This window comes from Enterobacter cloacae complex sp. SYL001 (genome assembly GCF_049237025.1).
GTDB lineage: Bacteria > Pseudomonadota > Gammaproteobacteria > Enterobacterales > Enterobacteriaceae > Enterobacter > Enterobacter intestinihominis.
This window is the reverse complement of record NZ_JBMKJI010000003.1, coordinates 43,686-60,521: the sequence shown is the minus strand read 5'-3', so window position 1 is coordinate 60,521 and position 16,836 is coordinate 43,686. Positions and strand designations below refer to the sequence as shown.

Here is a 16,836-nt window from a genome sequence, read left to right as displayed (position 1 = left end):
TCAGGTCGCTATAAATAGCAGATGCTTTTCCGTATGGCAATTATCTAAACGTAACACTTGACAACCCTGTGAGGAAAAGCGTATTTGCGCACGCGGCCAGAACACTTATTAGTCAATCGTCTAATCCCTTATAGGACAATGGGAAGAGAGGATCTCAGAGTCATATTATCGGCAGAAAGTTCCGCTTTATAAGCGAAAATCTCTACCCCCTGCTTTTGTGCCTCATTCAACAATTGCGCGTATTTAGGATCAATATGACGGGCCGGGGAAAACCGTTCAATGGCTGAATGCAGAACCGCAAACAGCAACACGGCGCGCTTGCCCGCCGCCGCTACACTCATTAGCTCCCGCAGATGCTTCTGGCCACGTAGCGTTACCGCATCCGGAAAGAAGCCGTTTTCCTCTTCCGCTAACGTCACTGATTTCACTTCAATATAGCACTCAGGGCGGTCTTCCGCCTGTAACATAAAATCAATTCTGCTGCTTTCATCGCCATATTTCACTTCGCTTTTTTGCGTGCCGTAACCCACCAGTTCAGGAAGGATTCCATTTGTCAGGGCTTCCTTAACCAGCTGATTTGCGCGCAGGGTATTAACGCAAATAAATGCCCCGCTTTGCGTCTCGGTCATTTCCCAGGTATGAGGATATTTGCGTTTAGTATTTTCTGATGTGGAATACCAGACCGTGTCACCCGGCGTGGCGCAACCGGTCATGGCGCCGGTGTTAGGACAATGCAGCGTGAGCGTTTCGCCCTCAGGCGTGATCACGTCAGCGAGAAAGCGTTTGTAACGCTGGATCAGCGTGGCGGGCTGGAGTGCAGGGCTAAACTTCATCAGGATTCCTTAACGTGTCGCCCAGCGTCCAGCGCTGGAGCGGAGTATAGCGGGTGCGTCCTTGTACAAAGGCAGATTCGTACAGCGCAAATTCATTCACCTGAAAGGACCAGTGGAAGCCCGGTGGCGGGATGGCAACAGCCTGACCCGCATCGCGCAGCAGGGTAATGTGGGGATGAAACGGCTGCGGGCTCTGATAACAGCCGCTGCGCGCGGCCTGTGCCCGCAGCATGTTGGCGAGCTGGAGCAGTCCGCGGGGGGGCTGCCGCGTCCCCAGCCAGACCACCCGAGAGCGTAGCCATTGCCCGGCATCGTCAAGATGCAGCGTAAAACCCGGCTGAGAAATGCGTCCGGCCATTGCGCTTAACGCGCGCTGCTTTTCTGCGCTCACCTCGCCAAGAAAAGCTAACGTCAGGTGCATATTGGCGGCGACGACAGGGCGGCCCGCTTTCGCGGGGAAGTGGCTGGCGCGCCAGCGAACAATTTGCCGTTGAAGCGTGGTGGGTAATTCAATGGCGAAGAATAGCCGTTTTGACTCAGACATGCGCAAGACTCGGTAATGATATGCGCCGATGCTACAATGTACGCCGATTAATGTTAACCCTCTGGAGCCGTAAGTGTCCTCTTTGCCCGTCGTCGCCGTCCTTCCTGAGCTACTCGCAGCCTTAGAACATGCGCCACAGGTTTTGCTCAGCGCGCCCACCGGAGCGGGTAAATCCACCTGGCTGCCCCTGCAAATTCTGCGCGAGGGGAGCATCAGCGGGAAAATTATCCTGCTGGAACCGCGCAGGCTGGCGGCGCGCAATGTGGCGCAGCGCCTGGCGGAACTGCTGAATGAAAAACCGGGCGAGACGGTAGGGTACCGGATGCGCGCCGAAACCTGCATTGGCCCGTCTACGCGGCTGGAGGTGGTCACTGAAGGCATTCTCACCCGTATGCTGCAAAACGATCCGGAGCTGAGCGGCGTCGGGCTGGTGATCCTTGATGAATTTCACGAGCGCAGCCTCCAGGCCGATCTGGCCCTTGCGCTGCTGCTCGACGTTCAGCAGGGGCTGCGCGACGACCTTCGGCTGCTGATTATGTCGGCGACGCTGGATAACGAGCGGCTCCGGCAGACGCTCCCTGACGCGCCGATGATCTCCTCTGAAGGGCGTGCGTTCCCGGTCGAGCGCCGCTATCAGCCGCTGCCTGCCCATCAGCGTTTTGACGAAGCCGTTGCCATCGCCACCGCCGAATTGCTCCGTCAGGAACCCGGCTCGCTGCTGCTGTTTTTACCCGGCGTAGGCGAAATCCAGCGCGTACAGGAGCAGCTGGCATCCCGGGTGAGCAGTGACGTTATGCTGTGCCCGCTCTACGGCGCGCTGCATTTGGCTGACCAGCGCAAGGCGATCCTTCCCGCACCGGCGGGGCAGCGCAAAGTGGTACTGGCGACCAATATCGCCGAAACCAGTTTGACCATCGAAGGCATTCGCCTGGTGGTGGACAGTACGCAGGAGAGGGTGGCCAGTTTTGATCCGCGTACCGGGCTGACCAGGCTACTGACGCAGCGCATCAGCCAGGCCTCAATGGTGCAGCGCGCAGGCCGAGCAGGGCGTCTTGAGCCGGGTATTTGCCTGCATTTAACCAGCGCCGAGCAGGCGGAGCGTGCGGCATTGCAGAGTACGCCTGAGATTTTACAAAGCGATCTCTCCGGGCTGGTAATGGATCTGATGCAGTGGGGCTGCCCGGACCCTGACCAGCTCACCTGGCTTAATCCTCCGCCTGTTGTGAACCTTTCCGCCGCGCGCAGCCTGCTGACCCAGCTTGGCGCGCTGGAAGGCGAGCGACTGACGGCGCGCGGCCAGAAAATGGCGGCGCTGGGCAACGATCCGCGTCTGGCTACGATGCTGGTGGCAGCACAGGGCGACGATGAAATTGCCACGGCGGCAAAACTGGCGGCTATTCTTGAGGAGCCGCCGCGCGGTGGCAGCAGCGATCTGGGACAGGCCTTTTCACGCCAGCAGGGAAACTGGCAACAGCGCGCGCAGCAGTTGTGTCACCGCCTGAAGAGCCGGGGAGGATCGCCTGACAGCGATAAAGTTATCCCTCTTCTGGCCCAGGCCTTCCCGGACAGGATCGCGCGCCGTCGCGGGCTTGATGGTCGTTATCAACTGGCAAATGGGATGGGCGCGATGCTGGACAGCGATGATGCTCTGACGCGTCATGAATGGCTGATCGCGCCGCTCTTACTCCAGGGCAGTCACTCCCCGGATGCGCGCATCTTGCAGGCGGTTGCCGTAGATATTGACGCCCTGACGCGTGCCTGCCCGCAGCTGCTTCAGCAATCTGACATTGTCGAATGGGATGATGCCCAGGGCACGCTGAAGGCGTTCCGTCGTAGCCAGATTGGCAAACTGACGCTCGGGACAAAACCGCTGGCGAAGCCGTCGGAGGAAGAGTTACACCAGGCGATGCTGAACGGCATTCGGGAAAAAGGGCTGAGCGTATTGAACTGGACGCCTGAGGCTGAACAATATCGCATTCGCCTGCACTGCGCCGCGAAGTGGCTGCCGGAACAGGGGTGGCCAGCGGTGGATGATGAGACGCTGCTCGCGACGCTTGAACAGTGGTTGTTGCCGCAGATGAGCGGCGTACACTCCCTGCGCGCCCTTAAGGCGCTTGATGTTAAGGCAGCGTTACAGAATTTACTGGACTGGTCGTTACGTCAACGTCTGGATAGTGAACTGCCTGGGCATTACACTGTGCCAACCGGGAGTCGGATTGCCATTCGTTATCATGAGGATAATCCGCCAGCGCTGGCGGTTCGGATGCAGGAGATGTTTGGTGAGGCCACCACGCCGTCCATCGCTGAAGGGCGCGTGCCGTTAGTGCTTGAGCTGCTTTCGCCTGCGCATCGTCCCTTGCAGATCACCCGCGATCTGAGGGCGTTCTGGGCGGGGAGCTATCGTGAAGTGCAGAAAGAGATGAAGGGGCGATATCCCAAACACGTCTGGCCGGACGATCCGGCGAATACCGCGCCGACACGGCGCACGAAGAAATATTCGTAATGGGGGAGTGCGGCCTGAAAGGTAAAGTGCGGCCTGATGCCCTCACCCCGGCCCTCTCCCACAGGGAGAGGGAGAAAACACTAAAGACTTTCCTGTCAGGAAAGTCTTGCTGTTTATTTTGAGAGATTTCTTCTTTCACTGACCTGTGCAAGATAAGAAAATCTGGCCTTTGCGCCTGAATGTTGCGGAGAAAAAGCATGGCGGGGAATGACCGCGAGCCAATAGGACGTAAGGGAAAGCCGACGCGTCCGGCGAAAGAAAAGGTAAGCCGTCGTCGCCTCAGAGATGAGGAGTATGACGATGACTATGAAGACGATTATGAGGATGAAGAACCGATGCCGCGTAAAGGGAAAGGCAAAGGGCGTAAGCCTCGTGGTAAGCGCGGCTGGTTCTGGCTGCTGCTGAAGCTGTTTATTGTTTTTGTTGTCCTGATCGCGATTTACGGCGTTTATCTGGATCAGAAGATCCGCAGCCGTATTGACGGGAAAGTCTGGCAATTGCCTGCGGCAGTGTACGGCCGCATGGTGAACCTTGAGCCGGACATGTCCATCAGCAAGAATGAGATGGTGAAGCTGCTGCAAGCCACGCAGTATCGTCAGGTCACAAAAATGACCCGTCCGGGTGAATTTACCGTCCAGGCGAAAAGCATTGAGATGATCCGCCGTCCGTTCGACTTCCCGGACAGTAAAGAGGGGCAGGTGCGCGCGCGTCTGACCTTTGACGGCGATCGCCTGGAAACCATTGAGAACATGGATAACGATCGCCAGTTCGGTTTCTTCCGTCTCGATCCGCGTCTCATCACCATGCTGTCGTCCGCAAACGGCGAACAGCGCCTGTTCGTGGCGCGTAACGGCTTCCCGGATCTGCTGGTGGATACCCTGCTGGCAACCGAAGACCGCCACTTCTACGAGCACGACGGGATTAGCCTTTACTCCATTGGTCGTGCGGTACTGGCGAACCTGACCGCGGGGCGTACGGTGCAGGGGGCGAGTACCCTGACCCAGCAGCTGGTGAAAAACCTGTTCCTCTCCAGCGAGCGCTCTTACTGGCGTAAAGCCAACGAAGCGTACATGGCCGTGCTGATGGATGCGCGCTACAGCAAGGATCGTATTCTTGAGCTGTACATGAACGAGGTGTACCTCGGTCAGAGCGGCGATAACGAGATCCGCGGCTTCCCGCTGGCGAGCCTGTACTACTTTGGCCGTCCGGTAGAAGAGCTGAGCCTTGACCAGCAGGCGCTGCTGGTGGGCATGGTAAAAGGCGCGTCGATCTACAACCCGTGGCGTAACCCGAAACTGGCGCTGGAGCGTCGTAACCTGGTGCTGCGTCTGCTGCAACAACAGCAGGTGATTGACCAGGAGCTGTACGACATGCTGAGCGCGCGTCCGCTGGGCGTTCAGCCGCGCGGTGGGGTGATCTCTCCGCAGCCTGCCTTTATGCAGATGGTACGTCAGGAGTTGCAGTCTAAGCTCGGAGATAAAGTGAAAGATCTCTCCGGGGTGAAGATCTTCACCACCTTTGACTCCGTGGCGCAGGATGCGGCAGAAAAAGCGGCGGTTGAAGGTATTCCGGTTCTGAAGAAGCAGCGTAAGCTGAGCGATCTGGAAACCGCGATGGTGGTAGTTGATCGCAACACCGGCGAAGTTCGCGCCATGGTGGGCGGCGCCGAGCCGCAGTATGCGGGCTATAACCGCGCGATGCAGGCGCGTCGTTCGATTGGTTCACTGGCAAAACCGGCAACCTACCTGACCGCGCTGAGCCAGCCGAATCTCTATCGACTGAACACCTGGATTGCCGATGCGCCAATCTCCCTGCGCCAGCCTAACGGCCAGGTGTGGTCTCCGCAGAACGATGATAAGCAGTTCAGCGGCCAGGTGATGCTGGTGGATGCGTTAACCCGCTCGATGAACGTGCCGACTGTTAACCTCGGCATGGCGCTGGGCCTCCCCGCCATCACCGACACCTGGCAGAAGCTGGGCGTACCGAAAGATCAGCTGCACCCTGTGCCAGCGATGATCCTGGGGGCGCTTAACCTGACGCCAATCGAAGTGGCCCAGGCGTTCCAGACCATCGCCAGCGGCGGTAACCGAGCGCCGCTTTCCGCCCTGCGTTCGGTGATTGCCGAAGATGGCTCCGTGCTGTATCAGAGCTTCCCGCAGGCGGAGCGCGCTGTTCCGGCGCAGGCGGCCTATATGACGCTGTGGACCATGCAGCAGGTGGTCCAGCGCGGTACCGGGCGTCAGCTGGGGGCGAAGTATCCTGGTCTGCATCTGGCGGGTAAAACCGGGACTACCAACAACAACGTCGATACCTGGTTCGCCGGTATTGATGGCCGTGAAGTGGTGATCACCTGGGTGGGCCGCGATAACAACCAGCCGACCAAACTGTATGGTGCGAGCGGCGCGATGTCGATTTACCAGCGCTATCTGGCCAATCAGTCTCCGGTGCCGCTGAACCTCGTTGCCCCGGAAGATATCGTCGATATGGGCGTGGACAGCTCGGGTAACTTCATCTGTGGCGGCGGCGTGCGTTCGCTGCCGGTCTGGACGACCAACCCGGATGCGCTGTGCCAGCAAAGCCAGCCAGAAGAACCGACAGGTAACCCGTTCGATCAGTCTTCTCAGCCTCAGCAGCCGCAGCAGCAACAGCCGCAGCAGCAGAACGAGAAGAAAGACAGCGACGGCGTCGCCGGCTGGATCAAGGATATGTTCGGCGGCAACTAGCCCTTATGACACCCCCTTCCCTGGAAGGGGGTGTTTTTTCACCTCAGCAACTCATTTCCTTAACCCTGTTTTCAATCCTTATTAACGACCCGTTTTCCGTTGATTATTTCTTAAACCCTCAATTCTTGTAGGGCCGCATATCGCTTGCTATGCCGTCAGCGTTTCGCATATTATTCTGCGGTCATAATAATAATTCTCGTTTACGTTATCATTCACCTTTTTCATCAGAGATCCATCATGGCGCTTTCCAATACTGCTCAGCCAATTAACACGTCGCTGCGTAAAATCGCAGCCGTCGTAGCCACAGCGGTTGCCGGCATGTCTGCTTATGCACAAGCCGCTGAAACCCCCAAGAAAGAAGAAACCATCACCGTGACTGCCGCACCGGCTGCACAGGAAAGTGCCTGGGGTCCTGCACCGACGATTGCGGCAAAACGCACTGCAACGGCGACGAAAACCGATACACCCATTGAGAAAACCCCGCAGTCTATTTCTGTTGTGACTCGTGAAGAGATGGACATGAAACAGCCGGGGACGGTTAAACAGGCCCTGGCCTACACCCCAAGCGTTTTCGCAACGCGCGGCGCCTCAACAACTTACGATGTGGTTTCGATTCGTGGTTTCACGACCTCCAGCACCGTGAATACCAACCAGTATCTGGATGGTATGAAGTTGCAGGGAGACAACTACTCTGAAGCGTCCATGGACCCGTACTTCCTTGAGCGCGTAGAGCTGCTGCGTGGCCCGACGTCTGTACTGTATGGCAAAAGCCATCCGGGCGGCGTAGTGAGTATGGTCAGTAAGCGTCCAACCACGGAACCGTTGAAAGAAATTCAGTTCAAAATGGGGACGGATAACCTCTGGCAGACGGGGTTTGATTTCAGCGACGCGATTGACGATGACGGCGTGTGGTCCTACCGTCTGACCGGTCTGGGACGTAGTGAGAACGCGCAGCAGGAAATGGTGAAGTCTACTCGTTACGCGATTGCGCCGTCTTTCAGCTGGCGTCCTGATGATAAAACCGATTTCACCTTCCTGAGCAACTTCCAGAGCGATCCGGATGCGGGTTACTACGGCTGGCTGCCACGTGAAGGTACCGTTGTGCCTTACTATGATGCTAACGGAAAAGCGCACAAACTGCCGACCGACTTCAACGAAGGTGATGAAGACAATAAGATCTCCCGTCGTCAGAAAATGGTGGGTTACAGCTTCGCGCATGAATTCAACGACACCTTCACCGTGCGTCAGAACCTGCGTTATACCAAAATCAACACGCTGTACCGTTCAGTTTACGGTAACGGCTATATCGCCCCGGCCCAGATCAGCCGTGCCTACGTGCGCTCAGATGAAGACCTCAACTCGTTCACGGTTGATACACAGCTCCAGTCGAAATTCGCGACCGGCGCCGTTGACCATACCCTGCTGACGGGTGTGGATTACCTTCGTATGCGAAATGACATTGATGCTGACTACGGCACCGCCGATCCGATCAGCATGAACAATCCTCAGCACGGCAATGCGAACGTCAATGTGAACTTCCCGTATGCCATGCTCAATCGTCAGGAGCAGACCGGGCTCTATGCGCAGGATCAGGCTGAATGGGATAAGTGGGTACTCACCCTGGGTGGCCGCTATGACTTTGCGAAAACGTCTGCCTTTAACCGTAATAACGGAACCACCGCGGAAATTAACGATCAGGCATTTACCTGGCGCGGGGGGATTAACTACCTGTTCGACAACGGGATTACACCATACTTCAGCTACAGTGAATCCTTTGAACCGCTCTCTGGCACTACCCAGGGCGGCAAACCGTTCGATCCGGCACGCGGCAAGCAGTATGAAGCGGGCGTGAAGTATGTTCCAAAAGATCTGCCTGTTGTGGTGACGGCAGCGGTATACCAGCTGACCAAGAACAATAACCTGACCGCGGATCCGGCGAACCCGACCAGCGGCTTTAGCGTGCAGGGCGGTGAAATTCGCTCCCGAGGCTTTGAGCTGGAAGCGAAAGCGGCGGTGTCGGCTAACGTGAACGTGACGGCGGCCTACAGCTACACCGATGCGGAATACACCCACGATACCTGGTATGAAGGTCGTCGTCCGGCAGAAGTACCGCGCAACATGGCATCACTGTGGGCGGATTACACCTTCCACGAGACGGCGCTAAGCGGCCTGACCGTTGGTGCGGGTGCTCGCTACATCGGTAACACGGTGACGTACTACTCCTCAGCGTCGCCTAAAGCCTATGAGTCCTTTAATGTCGCGGGTTATGCCCTGGCGGATGCGACCGTGAAATACGATCTGGCGCGCTTCGGTCTGCCGGGCTCTTCCGTCGGCGTCAACGTGAACAACATCTTTGATCGTGAATACGTCTCCAGCTGCTACAGCGAGTATGCATGCTACTGGGGAGCAGGACGCCAGGTTGTTGCCACGGCGACCTTCCGCTTCTAACCTCTTTATGGGCACGGTTCGCCGTGCCCTTTTTATTTAAGTTGGCTGACATGCAGGATACTAAAACGCAATCCGACTCCACCTTCACGCTCAACAATCTCTCCTTTCGCGTACCCGGGCGCACCTTGCTGCATCCGCTCTCTTTGACGTTTCCCGCAGGTAAAGTGACCGGTTTAATCGGGCACAATGGTTCCGGTAAATCGACGCTGCTGAAGATGCTGGGCCGTCATCAGCCGCCGTCCGAGGGCGACATTCTGCTGGATGACCAGCCGCTGGCGAGCTGGAGCAGTAAGGCCTTTGCCCGCAAGGTGGCCTATCTGCCGCAGCAGTTGCCGCAGGCGGAGGGGATGACGGTGCGCGAGCTGGTGGCGATTGGACGTTATCCGTGGCACGGTGCGCTCGGGCGTTTTGGCGTTGCTGACAGAGAGAAAGTGGAAGAGGCTATCGCGCTGGTTGGGTTAAAACCGCTGGCGCACCGTCTGGTGGATAGCCTGTCCGGTGGCGAGCGTCAGCGCGCATGGATCGCGATGCTGGTAGCGCAGGACAGCCGCTGCCTGCTGCTCGACGAACCCACTTCAGCGCTGGATATTGCTCATCAGGTTGACGTCCTGGCGCTGGTGCATCGCTTAAGCCAGCAGCGCGGCCTGACGGTGATTGCCGTTCTGCATGATATCAACATGGCGGCACGCTACTGCGACTATCTGGTAGCGCTGCGCGGCGGTGAAATGATCGCTCAGGGTACGCCTGCCGAACTGATGCGCAGCGAAACGCTGGAACATATCTACGGTATTCCTATGGGCATTCTGCCTCACCCGGCCGGGGCTGCACCCGTGAGCTTTGTCTACTGATGCTGGATCCAACATTAATTAGCCGCCGTCGCCTGCTAACGGCCATGGCACTCTCACCGCTGCTGTTAAAGATGGGCCCGGCCCGCGCTGCCGCAGTCGATCCGCACCGCATCGTGGCGCTGGAGTGGTTGCCCGTCGAACTGATGATGGCGCTGGGCGTGACGCCTTACGGCGTGGCCGATATTCCCAACTACACCCTGTGGGTGAATGAGCCAAAACTGCCGGACTCCGTCATCGACATCGGTCTGCGTACGGAGCCGAACCTCGAGCTTCTCACCCAGATGAAACCGTCTTATTTATTCTGGTCTGCGGGGTATGGCCCGTCGGAAGAGACCATGGCGAAGATTGCGCCCGGACGGGGCTTTTCCTTTAGCGACGGTAAAAAGCCGCTGACCATGGCAAAAAATTCCATCCACGAGATGGCGCAGTTCCTCAACCGTGAGGCTGAGGCGAAAAAACATCTCGATGAATTTGATGCGCTGATTGATTCCCTTAAGCCGCGCTTTGCCCACCGTGGCGATCGGCCTTTGCTGATGGTGACCCTGCTGGATGCCCGCCATATGCTGGTCTTTGGAAATAACTGTTTGTTCCAGGAAGTACTCGACAGCTTTGGCATTCGCAATGCCTGGGAAGGCGAGATGACGTTCTGGGGCAGTACCGCCGTGGGGATTGACCGCCTGGCGGCGTTTCGTGATGTGGACGTGCTGTGCTTTGACCACGGCAATGAGCGCGAAATGCAAACCCTGATGGCGACTCCGCTCTGGCAGGCAATGCCGTTCGTCCGCGAGCAGCGCTTCCTGCGCGCGCCAGCGGTATGGTTCTACGGCGCGACGCTGTCGGCCATGCATTTTGCCCGCGTGCTGGACAATGCACTGGGAGGCAAGGCATGAGCACGCGTATGGCCCGTTTCCCGATGTTACTGTTAGCGCTCATTTTTCTGGCTGCCCTGGCATTAACCGGCTTTAACCTGACCACGGCGTTACCGCGCGATCAGTGGGCAGCCGCGTTTGCCGCACCGGATATCGACAATATTCAGCAAATGCTGTTCCACTACAGCCTGCTGCCGCGTCTGGCTATCTCCCTGCTGGTCGGGGCGGGACTGGGACTGGTGGGCGTACTGTTTCAGCAGGTGCTACGTAACCCGCTGGCGGAGCCAACCACGCTGGGCGTGGCGACGGGGGCTCAACTGGGGATCACCATCACCACGCTCTGGACCCTGCCGGGAGCGTTAACCTCGCAGTTTGCCGCGCTGGCAGGTGCATGCGTGGTCGGTGCGCTGGTCTTTGGCGTAGCCTGGGGAAAACGTCTCTCACCGGTCACGCTGATCCTCGCGGGGCTGGTCGTCAGCCTCTACTGTGGGGCGATCAACCAGCTGCTGGTGCTGTTTCACCACGACCAGCTGCAAAGCATGTTTATGTGGAGTACCGGCACGCTCACCCAGACCGACTGGAGTATCGTCCAGCGTCTGTGGCCGCAGCTGTTCGGCGGCGTGGTGCTGACGCTGCTGCTGCTGCGTCCGCTCACGCTGATGGGCCTCGATGACGGCGTGGCGCGCAATCTCGGGCTGGCGCTGTCGCTGGCCCGTCTGGCGGCCCTGACCCTGGCGATTGTGCTGAGCGCGTTACTGGTTAACGCCGTCGGCATCATCGGTTTTATCGGCCTGTTTGCGCCATTGCTGGCAAAAATGCTCGGCGCGCGCCGTCTGCTGGCGCGTCTGATGCTGGCGCCGCTGATTGGTGCGCTGATCCTCTGGCTTTCCGATCAGCTCATTCTCTGGCTGGCGCGCGTCTGGATGGAAGTTTCCACGGGCTCGGTGACGGCCCTGATCGGCGCGCCGCTGCTGCTGTGGCTGCTGCCGCGCCTGCGCAGCATTAGCGCTCCGGCGATGGATGCCGGCGATAAAGTGCATGCCGAGCGTCAGTCGGTGGTGTGGTTCAGCCTTGCCGGGCTGGCAGTGCTGGTTATCGCCTCGTTTGCCGCACTCTCGCTGGGACGCGACGCCACGGGCTGGCACTGGGCAACGGGGGATTTGCTGCATGAACTCATGCAGTGGCGCTGGCCGCGGATTTTCTCCGCGCTGATTGCGGGCGTCATGCTGGCGGTGGCGGGCTGTATTATCCAGCGTCTCACCGGCAACCCGATGGCAAGCCCGGAAGTATTAGGGATCAGCTCCGGGGCCGCGTTTGGCGTAGTGTTGATGTTGTTCCTCGTACCGGGAAATGCGTTCGGCTGGCTGATGCCTGCCGGGAGTATCGGTGCGGCAGTCACGCTGATGATTATCCTGATCGCCTCCGGGCGAGGTGGTTTCTCACCTCACCGCATGCTGCTGGCCGGGATGGCGCTCAGCACCGCGTTTACTATGCTGCTGATGATGTTGCAGGCGAGCGGCGATCCGCGCATGGCGCAGATCCTGACATGGATTTCCGGTTCAACATACAACGCCACCGGCAGTCAGGTGGTGCATACCGGGATTGTGATGATCGTGCTGCTGGCGATTGTGCCGCTGTGCCGCCGCTGGATGACCATTCTGCCGCTGGGTGGGGATACCGCCCGCGCGGTCGGGGTGGCGCTGACGCCAACGCGCATTGCGCTGTTGCTGCTGGCCGCGTGCCTGACGGCGACGGCCACCATGACTATCGGCCCGCTCAGTTTTGTCGGATTAATGGCGCCGCATATCGCCCGTATGATGGGTTTCCGCAGGACTTTGCCGCATATCGTGATCTCTGCGCTGACGGGCGGGGCGATCCTGGTCTTTGCTGACTGGTGCGGAAGGATGGTGCTGTTCCCGTATCAGATCCCGGCGGGCCTCCTGTCGACCTTTATCGGCGCGCCTTACTTTATTTATCTGTTGAGAAAGCAGAGTCGGTAATAAAAGTAAACGGCAATCCTTAGATTGCCGTTTTAGTGTTTGCTCCCTCTCCCTGTGGGAGAGGGTTGGGGTGAGGGCATCAAGCCGCACATTTTACAGCTTCGCAAATACCTTACGCGCTGCGTCGATGGTGTTATTGATATCTTCTTCGCTGTGCGCCACGGACATAAAGCCTGCTTCAAACGCTGACGGGGCAAGATACACGCCTTCTTCCAGCATCAGGTGGAAGAAGCGTTTGAAGCGTTCCACGTCGCATTTCACCACGTCCTGATAGCAGGTCACGGTTTTCGCATTGGTGAAGAAAATCCCGAACATCCCGCCCACGTGGTTCACCACCAGTGGAATACCCGCATCTTCTGCGGCTTCCAGCAAACCGTTTGCCAGTTGCGTCGTCCGGTCCGTCAAGGTTTCGTGGATACCCGGCTGCGCCACTTCGGTCAGACAGGCAAAGCCCGCCGCCATCGCAATCGGGTTACCGGAGAGCGTACCCGCCTGGTAAACCGGACCGGTTGGCGCCAGCACGTCCATGACGTCCTTACGTCCACCGAACGCGCCGACAGGCATGCCGCCGCCAATGATTTTGCCGAGGCAGGTCAGATCCGGCTCCACGCCATAATAAGACTGGGCACCCGCCAGCGCCACGCGGAAGCCGGTCATCACTTCGTCGATGATCAGCAGCGCGCCGAACTCATCGCACAGGGCGCGTAGGCCCGGCAGGAAATCCGGCTGCGGTGGGATACAGTTCATGTTGCCCGCAACTGGCTCAACGATGATGCAGGCGATCTCCTGCGGATACTGCTCGAACGCGGCGCGAACGGTGCTCAGGTCGTTATAGGTGCAGGTCAACGTGTGTTTCGCGAAATCAGCCGGCACCCCCGGGGAGTTCGGCTGGCCGAGGGTCAGCGCGCCGGAACCGGCTTTCACCAGCAGACAGTCGGCATGGCCGTGATAACAACCTTCGAACTTGATGATCTTGTCACGGCCGGTAAAACCGCGCGCCAGACGGATAGCGCTCATGGTCGCTTCGGTACCGGAGTTCACCATACGCACCATGTCCATCGTTGGCACCAGTTCGGTGACCAGCTCCGCCATTTTGACTTCCATCTCGGTTGGCGCGCCGAAGCTCAGGCCGCGCTGAGCGGCTTCAATCACCGCGTTGCGGATCGCCGGGTGGTTATGCCCCAGTACCATCGGGCCCCAGGAGCTGACGTAATCGACATAGGCTTTACCATCCACATCATACAGATATGCGCCATCCGCACGTTCGATAAACAGCGGGGTGCCACCCACGCCGGTAAAGGCGCGCACGGGTGAGTTCACGCCGCCTGGGATTAGCTCGCGGGCTGCGCTGTAGAGGTTTTCAGACTTGCTCATGGCGTCGTTCCTGGTTCGTAGAAATGAGTTAAGGCAACTATTCTAAGTGATTCGGAAGAGGTTATAAAATTTTTGCCCCATAGAAGGCTTAACAATTGTTAAGTATTTTTCAGGGGACGAGGGGATTGTCTCTGGTAGAATCCCTGCGGCCTTTTGTATGACGAAACAGAACAGGTAATGAACGAGAACACGCCTTCTTTTGAACAACAACAGTTTACGCGCGCGAAGCACCGGGTCAGTATCCGGCGGCTGCTCAACCGTGACAAAACCCCGTTAGCCATTCTGGTGGCAGCCGCCGTTGTGGGCACGCTGGCCGGGCTGGTAGGCGTCGCGTTTGAGAAAGCCGTCAATGCGGTGCTCAACTGGCGCATAGGCACCGTCGCCAGCTTCGCGGATCGTGAATGGCTGGTCTGGGTGTGGGCCTTTGGCCTTTCGGCCCTGTTTGCCATGGTGGGCTATTTTCTGGTGCGTAAATTCGCACCTGAAGCAGGTGGCTCGGGGATCCCTGAAATTGAGGGGGCGCTGGAAGAGCTACGCCCGGTTCGCTGGTGGCGCGTGCTTCCTGTGAAATTTATCGGCGGGATGGGAACGCTCGGAGCGGGCATGGTGCTCGGTCGGGAAGGACCAACGGTACAGCTGGGCGGTAACGTCGGGCGCATGGTCGGCGATCTGTTCCGTATGCGCAGCGCCGAAGCGCGCCATACGCTGCTGGCAACGGGGGCGGCGGCCGGGCTGTCTGCCGCGTTTAACGCGCCGCTGGCGGGTATCCTGTTTATCATTGAAGAGATGCGCGCCCAGTTCCGCTACAACCTGATCTCCATTAAAGCGGTGTTTACCGGCGTGATTATGTCGAGCATTGTCTTTCGCGTCTTTAACGGCGAAGGGGCGGTGATTGAAGTTGGCAAGCTAACCAATGCGCCGGTCAATACTTTGTGGCTGTATCTGATTCTTGGGATGATTTTTGGCGTCGTTGGCCCGCTTTTTAACACCCTGATTTTACGGGCGCAGGATATGTTTCAGCGCATCCATGGCGGAAATACCACGAAATGGGTGCTGGTGGGGGGCCTGCTTGGTGGCGTGTGCGGGATCCTCGGTTTTATCGAACCGAATGCGGCGGGCGGCGGTTTCGGTCTGATTCCCATTGCCGCGGCGGGGAATTTCAGCGTAGGCCTGCTGCTGTTTATGTTTATTTCACGCGTCATCACCACGGTATTGTGCTTCTCCTCTGGTGCCCCGGGCGGCATTTTCGCCCCGATGCTGGCGCTGGGGACGCTGCTGGGTACGGCGTTCGGGATGGCGGCGGCGGCGGGCTTCCCGGCCTACCATCTGGATGCGGGGACGTTTGCGGTTGCGGGAATGGGGGCGCTGCTGGCGGCCTCCCTGCGTGCGCCGCTGACCGGGATCGTGCTGGTGCTGGAAATGACCGACAATTACCAGCTCATTTTGCCAATGATCATTACCTGCCTCGGCGCGACACTATTAGCCCAATTCCTGGGTGGAAAACCGCTATACTCCACCATTCTTGCCCGTACCCTGGCGAAACAGGAAGCTGAACAGGCCCTGAAGCAGAATACTTGAATGAATTACCAGGGTATTAGATAATGACAAAAAGAATTGGGTGATTTTTACCCAATAGCAGTCGCAGTATTCATGGGAGCATAAGATGAGTGATGACGTAGCGTTGCCGCTGGAATTTACCGAAGCAGCAGCGAAAAAAGTGAAAACCCTGATTGCCGACGAGGACAATCCGGATCTGAAACTGCGTGTTTATATTACCGGCGGCGGCTGTAGTGGCTTCCAGTATGGTTTTACCTTTGACGACCAGGTTAACGATGGTGATATGACTATCGAAAAACAGGGCGTCGCGCTGGTGGTTGATCCGATGAGCCTGCAATATCTGGTGGGCGGTTCAGTGGACTACACTGAAGGTCTGGAAGGTTCGCGCTTTGTGGTGACTAACCCGAATGCGACCAGCACCTGCGGGTGTGGTTCTTCATTCAGTATTTAACCTGAATGCAAATTGTAGGCCCGGTAAGCGAAGCGCCACCGGGCTTATAAACGATACCTATCTTGAATTTTCATCCAGTGCAAACGTCGGCAGCTTCAGGTGCCAGCGTATCGCCGCTAAACGGATCACCAGCGTTACCACCATCCCCAGCATCGCCGCGTTTTCCAGCGGGACAGCAAAGGTATAATACGCCGTGGCGTGAACAATCCCCCCGATGATACAGGCCGTCGCGTAGATTTCCGTTCGCAGGATCATCGGGACTTCTCGCGCCAGAATGTCGCGAATAATCCCTCCGCCCACGCCGGTCAACACGCCCATACAGATCGCCACCAGCGGGCCAGTCCCGGCAATAAAGGCTTTATTCACGCCTATTCCCACAAAGACCGCCAGACCGACGGCATCCAGCACTGGCAATATCCATTTTGGTAGTCTGCGAGGCTGACGAACCAGCACGATGGTTAACAGGCAGGTGACCATCGCCACCACCAGATCCGTTGGATCTTTTACCCAGAATACCGGGCCGTTTGCCAGCGCCATATCGCGAATCGTTCCGCCGCCTACCGCCGTAACGACGCCGAGCACCAGTACGCCAAAAGGATCCATGCGTAGTTTTCCGGCAAGCAAAACGCCGGAGATAGCAAAAACGGCTGTGCCAAGAATATCCAGCCAATACACGAGCATCGTTA

12 protein-coding genes are annotated in these 16,836 nt (G+C 58.1%); 8 read left to right on the top strand and 4 right to left on the bottom strand.

Annotation, left to right across the window (positions count from 1 at the left end):
- Nucleotides 1–128 precede the first annotated feature (128 nt).
- Together sfsA and thpR are read right to left on the bottom strand one after the other, a co-directional pair.
- Complete coding sequence (gene sfsA / locus ACOTZP_RS05145; RefSeq protein WP_023299353.1) at nt 129–833, bottom strand: DNA/RNA nuclease SfsA; 705 nt, start codon at nt 831–833, stop codon at nt 129–131.
- Nucleotides 823–1,377: an RNA 2',3'-cyclic phosphodiesterase gene (thpR, locus tag ACOTZP_RS05140; protein ID WP_063152259.1), complete on the bottom strand. Its 555-nt coding sequence runs from the start codon at nt 1,375–1,377 to the stop codon at nt 823–825. Before thpR ends, sfsA begins: the two co-directional genes overlap by 11 nt.
- 73 nt (nt 1,378–1,450) lie before the next feature.
- On the opposite strand from thpR, the gene hrpB reads away from it, so the two are divergent.
- The 6 genes from hrpB to fhuB all read left to right on the top strand — a co-directional run bounded on the left by hrpB (nt 1,451) and on the right by fhuB (nt 12,768).
- Nucleotides 1,451–3,880 (top strand): ATP-dependent helicase HrpB, encoded by a 2,430-nt coding sequence (gene hrpB, locus ACOTZP_RS05135; protein ID WP_271074949.1) that lies wholly within the window; start codon nt 1,451–1,453, stop codon nt 3,878–3,880.
- Nucleotides 3,881–4,077: 197 nt separating this feature from the next.
- Nucleotides 4,078–6,603, top strand: a complete 2,526-nt coding sequence (mrcB, locus tag ACOTZP_RS05130; protein WP_022647091.1) for a bifunctional glycosyl transferase/transpeptidase — start codon at nt 4,078–4,080, stop codon at nt 6,601–6,603.
- A 237-nt stretch (nt 6,604–6,840) separates the two neighbouring features.
- Nucleotides 6,841–9,051, top strand: coding sequence for a ferrichrome porin FhuA (fhuA, locus tag ACOTZP_RS05125; protein WP_023299357.1), 2,211 nt, complete (start codon nt 6,841–6,843; stop codon nt 9,049–9,051).
- A 50-nt stretch (nt 9,052–9,101) separates the two neighbouring features.
- The gene (gene fhuC / locus ACOTZP_RS05120) at nt 9,102–9,899 is read left to right on the top strand and encodes a Fe3+-hydroxamate ABC transporter ATP-binding protein FhuC (protein ID WP_022647093.1); all 798 of its coding nucleotides are present in this window, start codon (nt 9,102–9,104) and stop codon (nt 9,897–9,899) included.
- Nucleotides 9,899–10,789, top strand: coding sequence for a Fe(3+)-hydroxamate ABC transporter substrate-binding protein FhuD (gene fhuD, locus ACOTZP_RS05115; protein WP_022647094.1), 891 nt, complete (start codon nt 9,899–9,901; stop codon nt 10,787–10,789). The genes fhuC and fhuD overlap by 1 nt, the downstream gene beginning before the upstream one ends.
- Nucleotides 10,786–12,768 carry a Fe(3+)-hydroxamate ABC transporter permease FhuB gene (gene fhuB, locus ACOTZP_RS05110; protein ID WP_032625558.1) on the top strand — a complete coding sequence of 661 codons (1,983 nt, stop codon included), beginning with the start codon at nt 10,786–10,788 and terminating at the stop codon, nt 12,766–12,768. Before fhuD ends, fhuB begins: the two co-directional genes overlap by 4 nt.
- A 93-nt stretch (nt 12,769–12,861) precedes the next feature.
- Here fhuB and hemL read toward each other — a convergent pair whose 3' ends face one another.
- Nucleotides 12,862–14,142: a glutamate-1-semialdehyde 2,1-aminomutase gene (hemL, locus tag ACOTZP_RS05105; protein ID WP_421633666.1), complete on the bottom strand. Its 1,281-nt coding sequence runs from the start codon at nt 14,140–14,142 to the stop codon at nt 12,862–12,864.
- Between the two features lie 177 nt (nt 14,143–14,319).
- Here hemL and clcA point away from each other — a divergent pair, with 177 nt between their 5' ends.
- Both clcA and erpA read left to right on the top strand, forming a co-directional pair.
- Nucleotides 14,320–15,720 (top strand): H(+)/Cl(-) exchange transporter ClcA, encoded by a 1,401-nt coding sequence (clcA, locus tag ACOTZP_RS05100; protein ID WP_022647097.1) that lies wholly within the window; start codon nt 14,320–14,322, stop codon nt 15,718–15,720.
- Between the two features lie 85 nt (nt 15,721–15,805).
- Nucleotides 15,806–16,150 (top strand): iron-sulfur cluster insertion protein ErpA, encoded by a 345-nt coding sequence (gene erpA, locus ACOTZP_RS05095; RefSeq protein WP_003856230.1) that lies wholly within the window; start codon nt 15,806–15,808, stop codon nt 16,148–16,150.
- 57 nt (nt 16,151–16,207) lie between these two features.
- On the opposite strand, the gene ACOTZP_RS05090 is transcribed toward erpA, so the two are convergent.
- Nucleotides 16,208–16,831 (bottom strand): TRIC cation channel family protein, encoded by a 624-nt coding sequence (locus ACOTZP_RS05090; RefSeq protein ID WP_003856227.1) that lies wholly within the window; start codon nt 16,829–16,831, stop codon nt 16,208–16,210.
- Between the last annotated feature and the right edge of the window lie 5 nt (nt 16,832–16,836).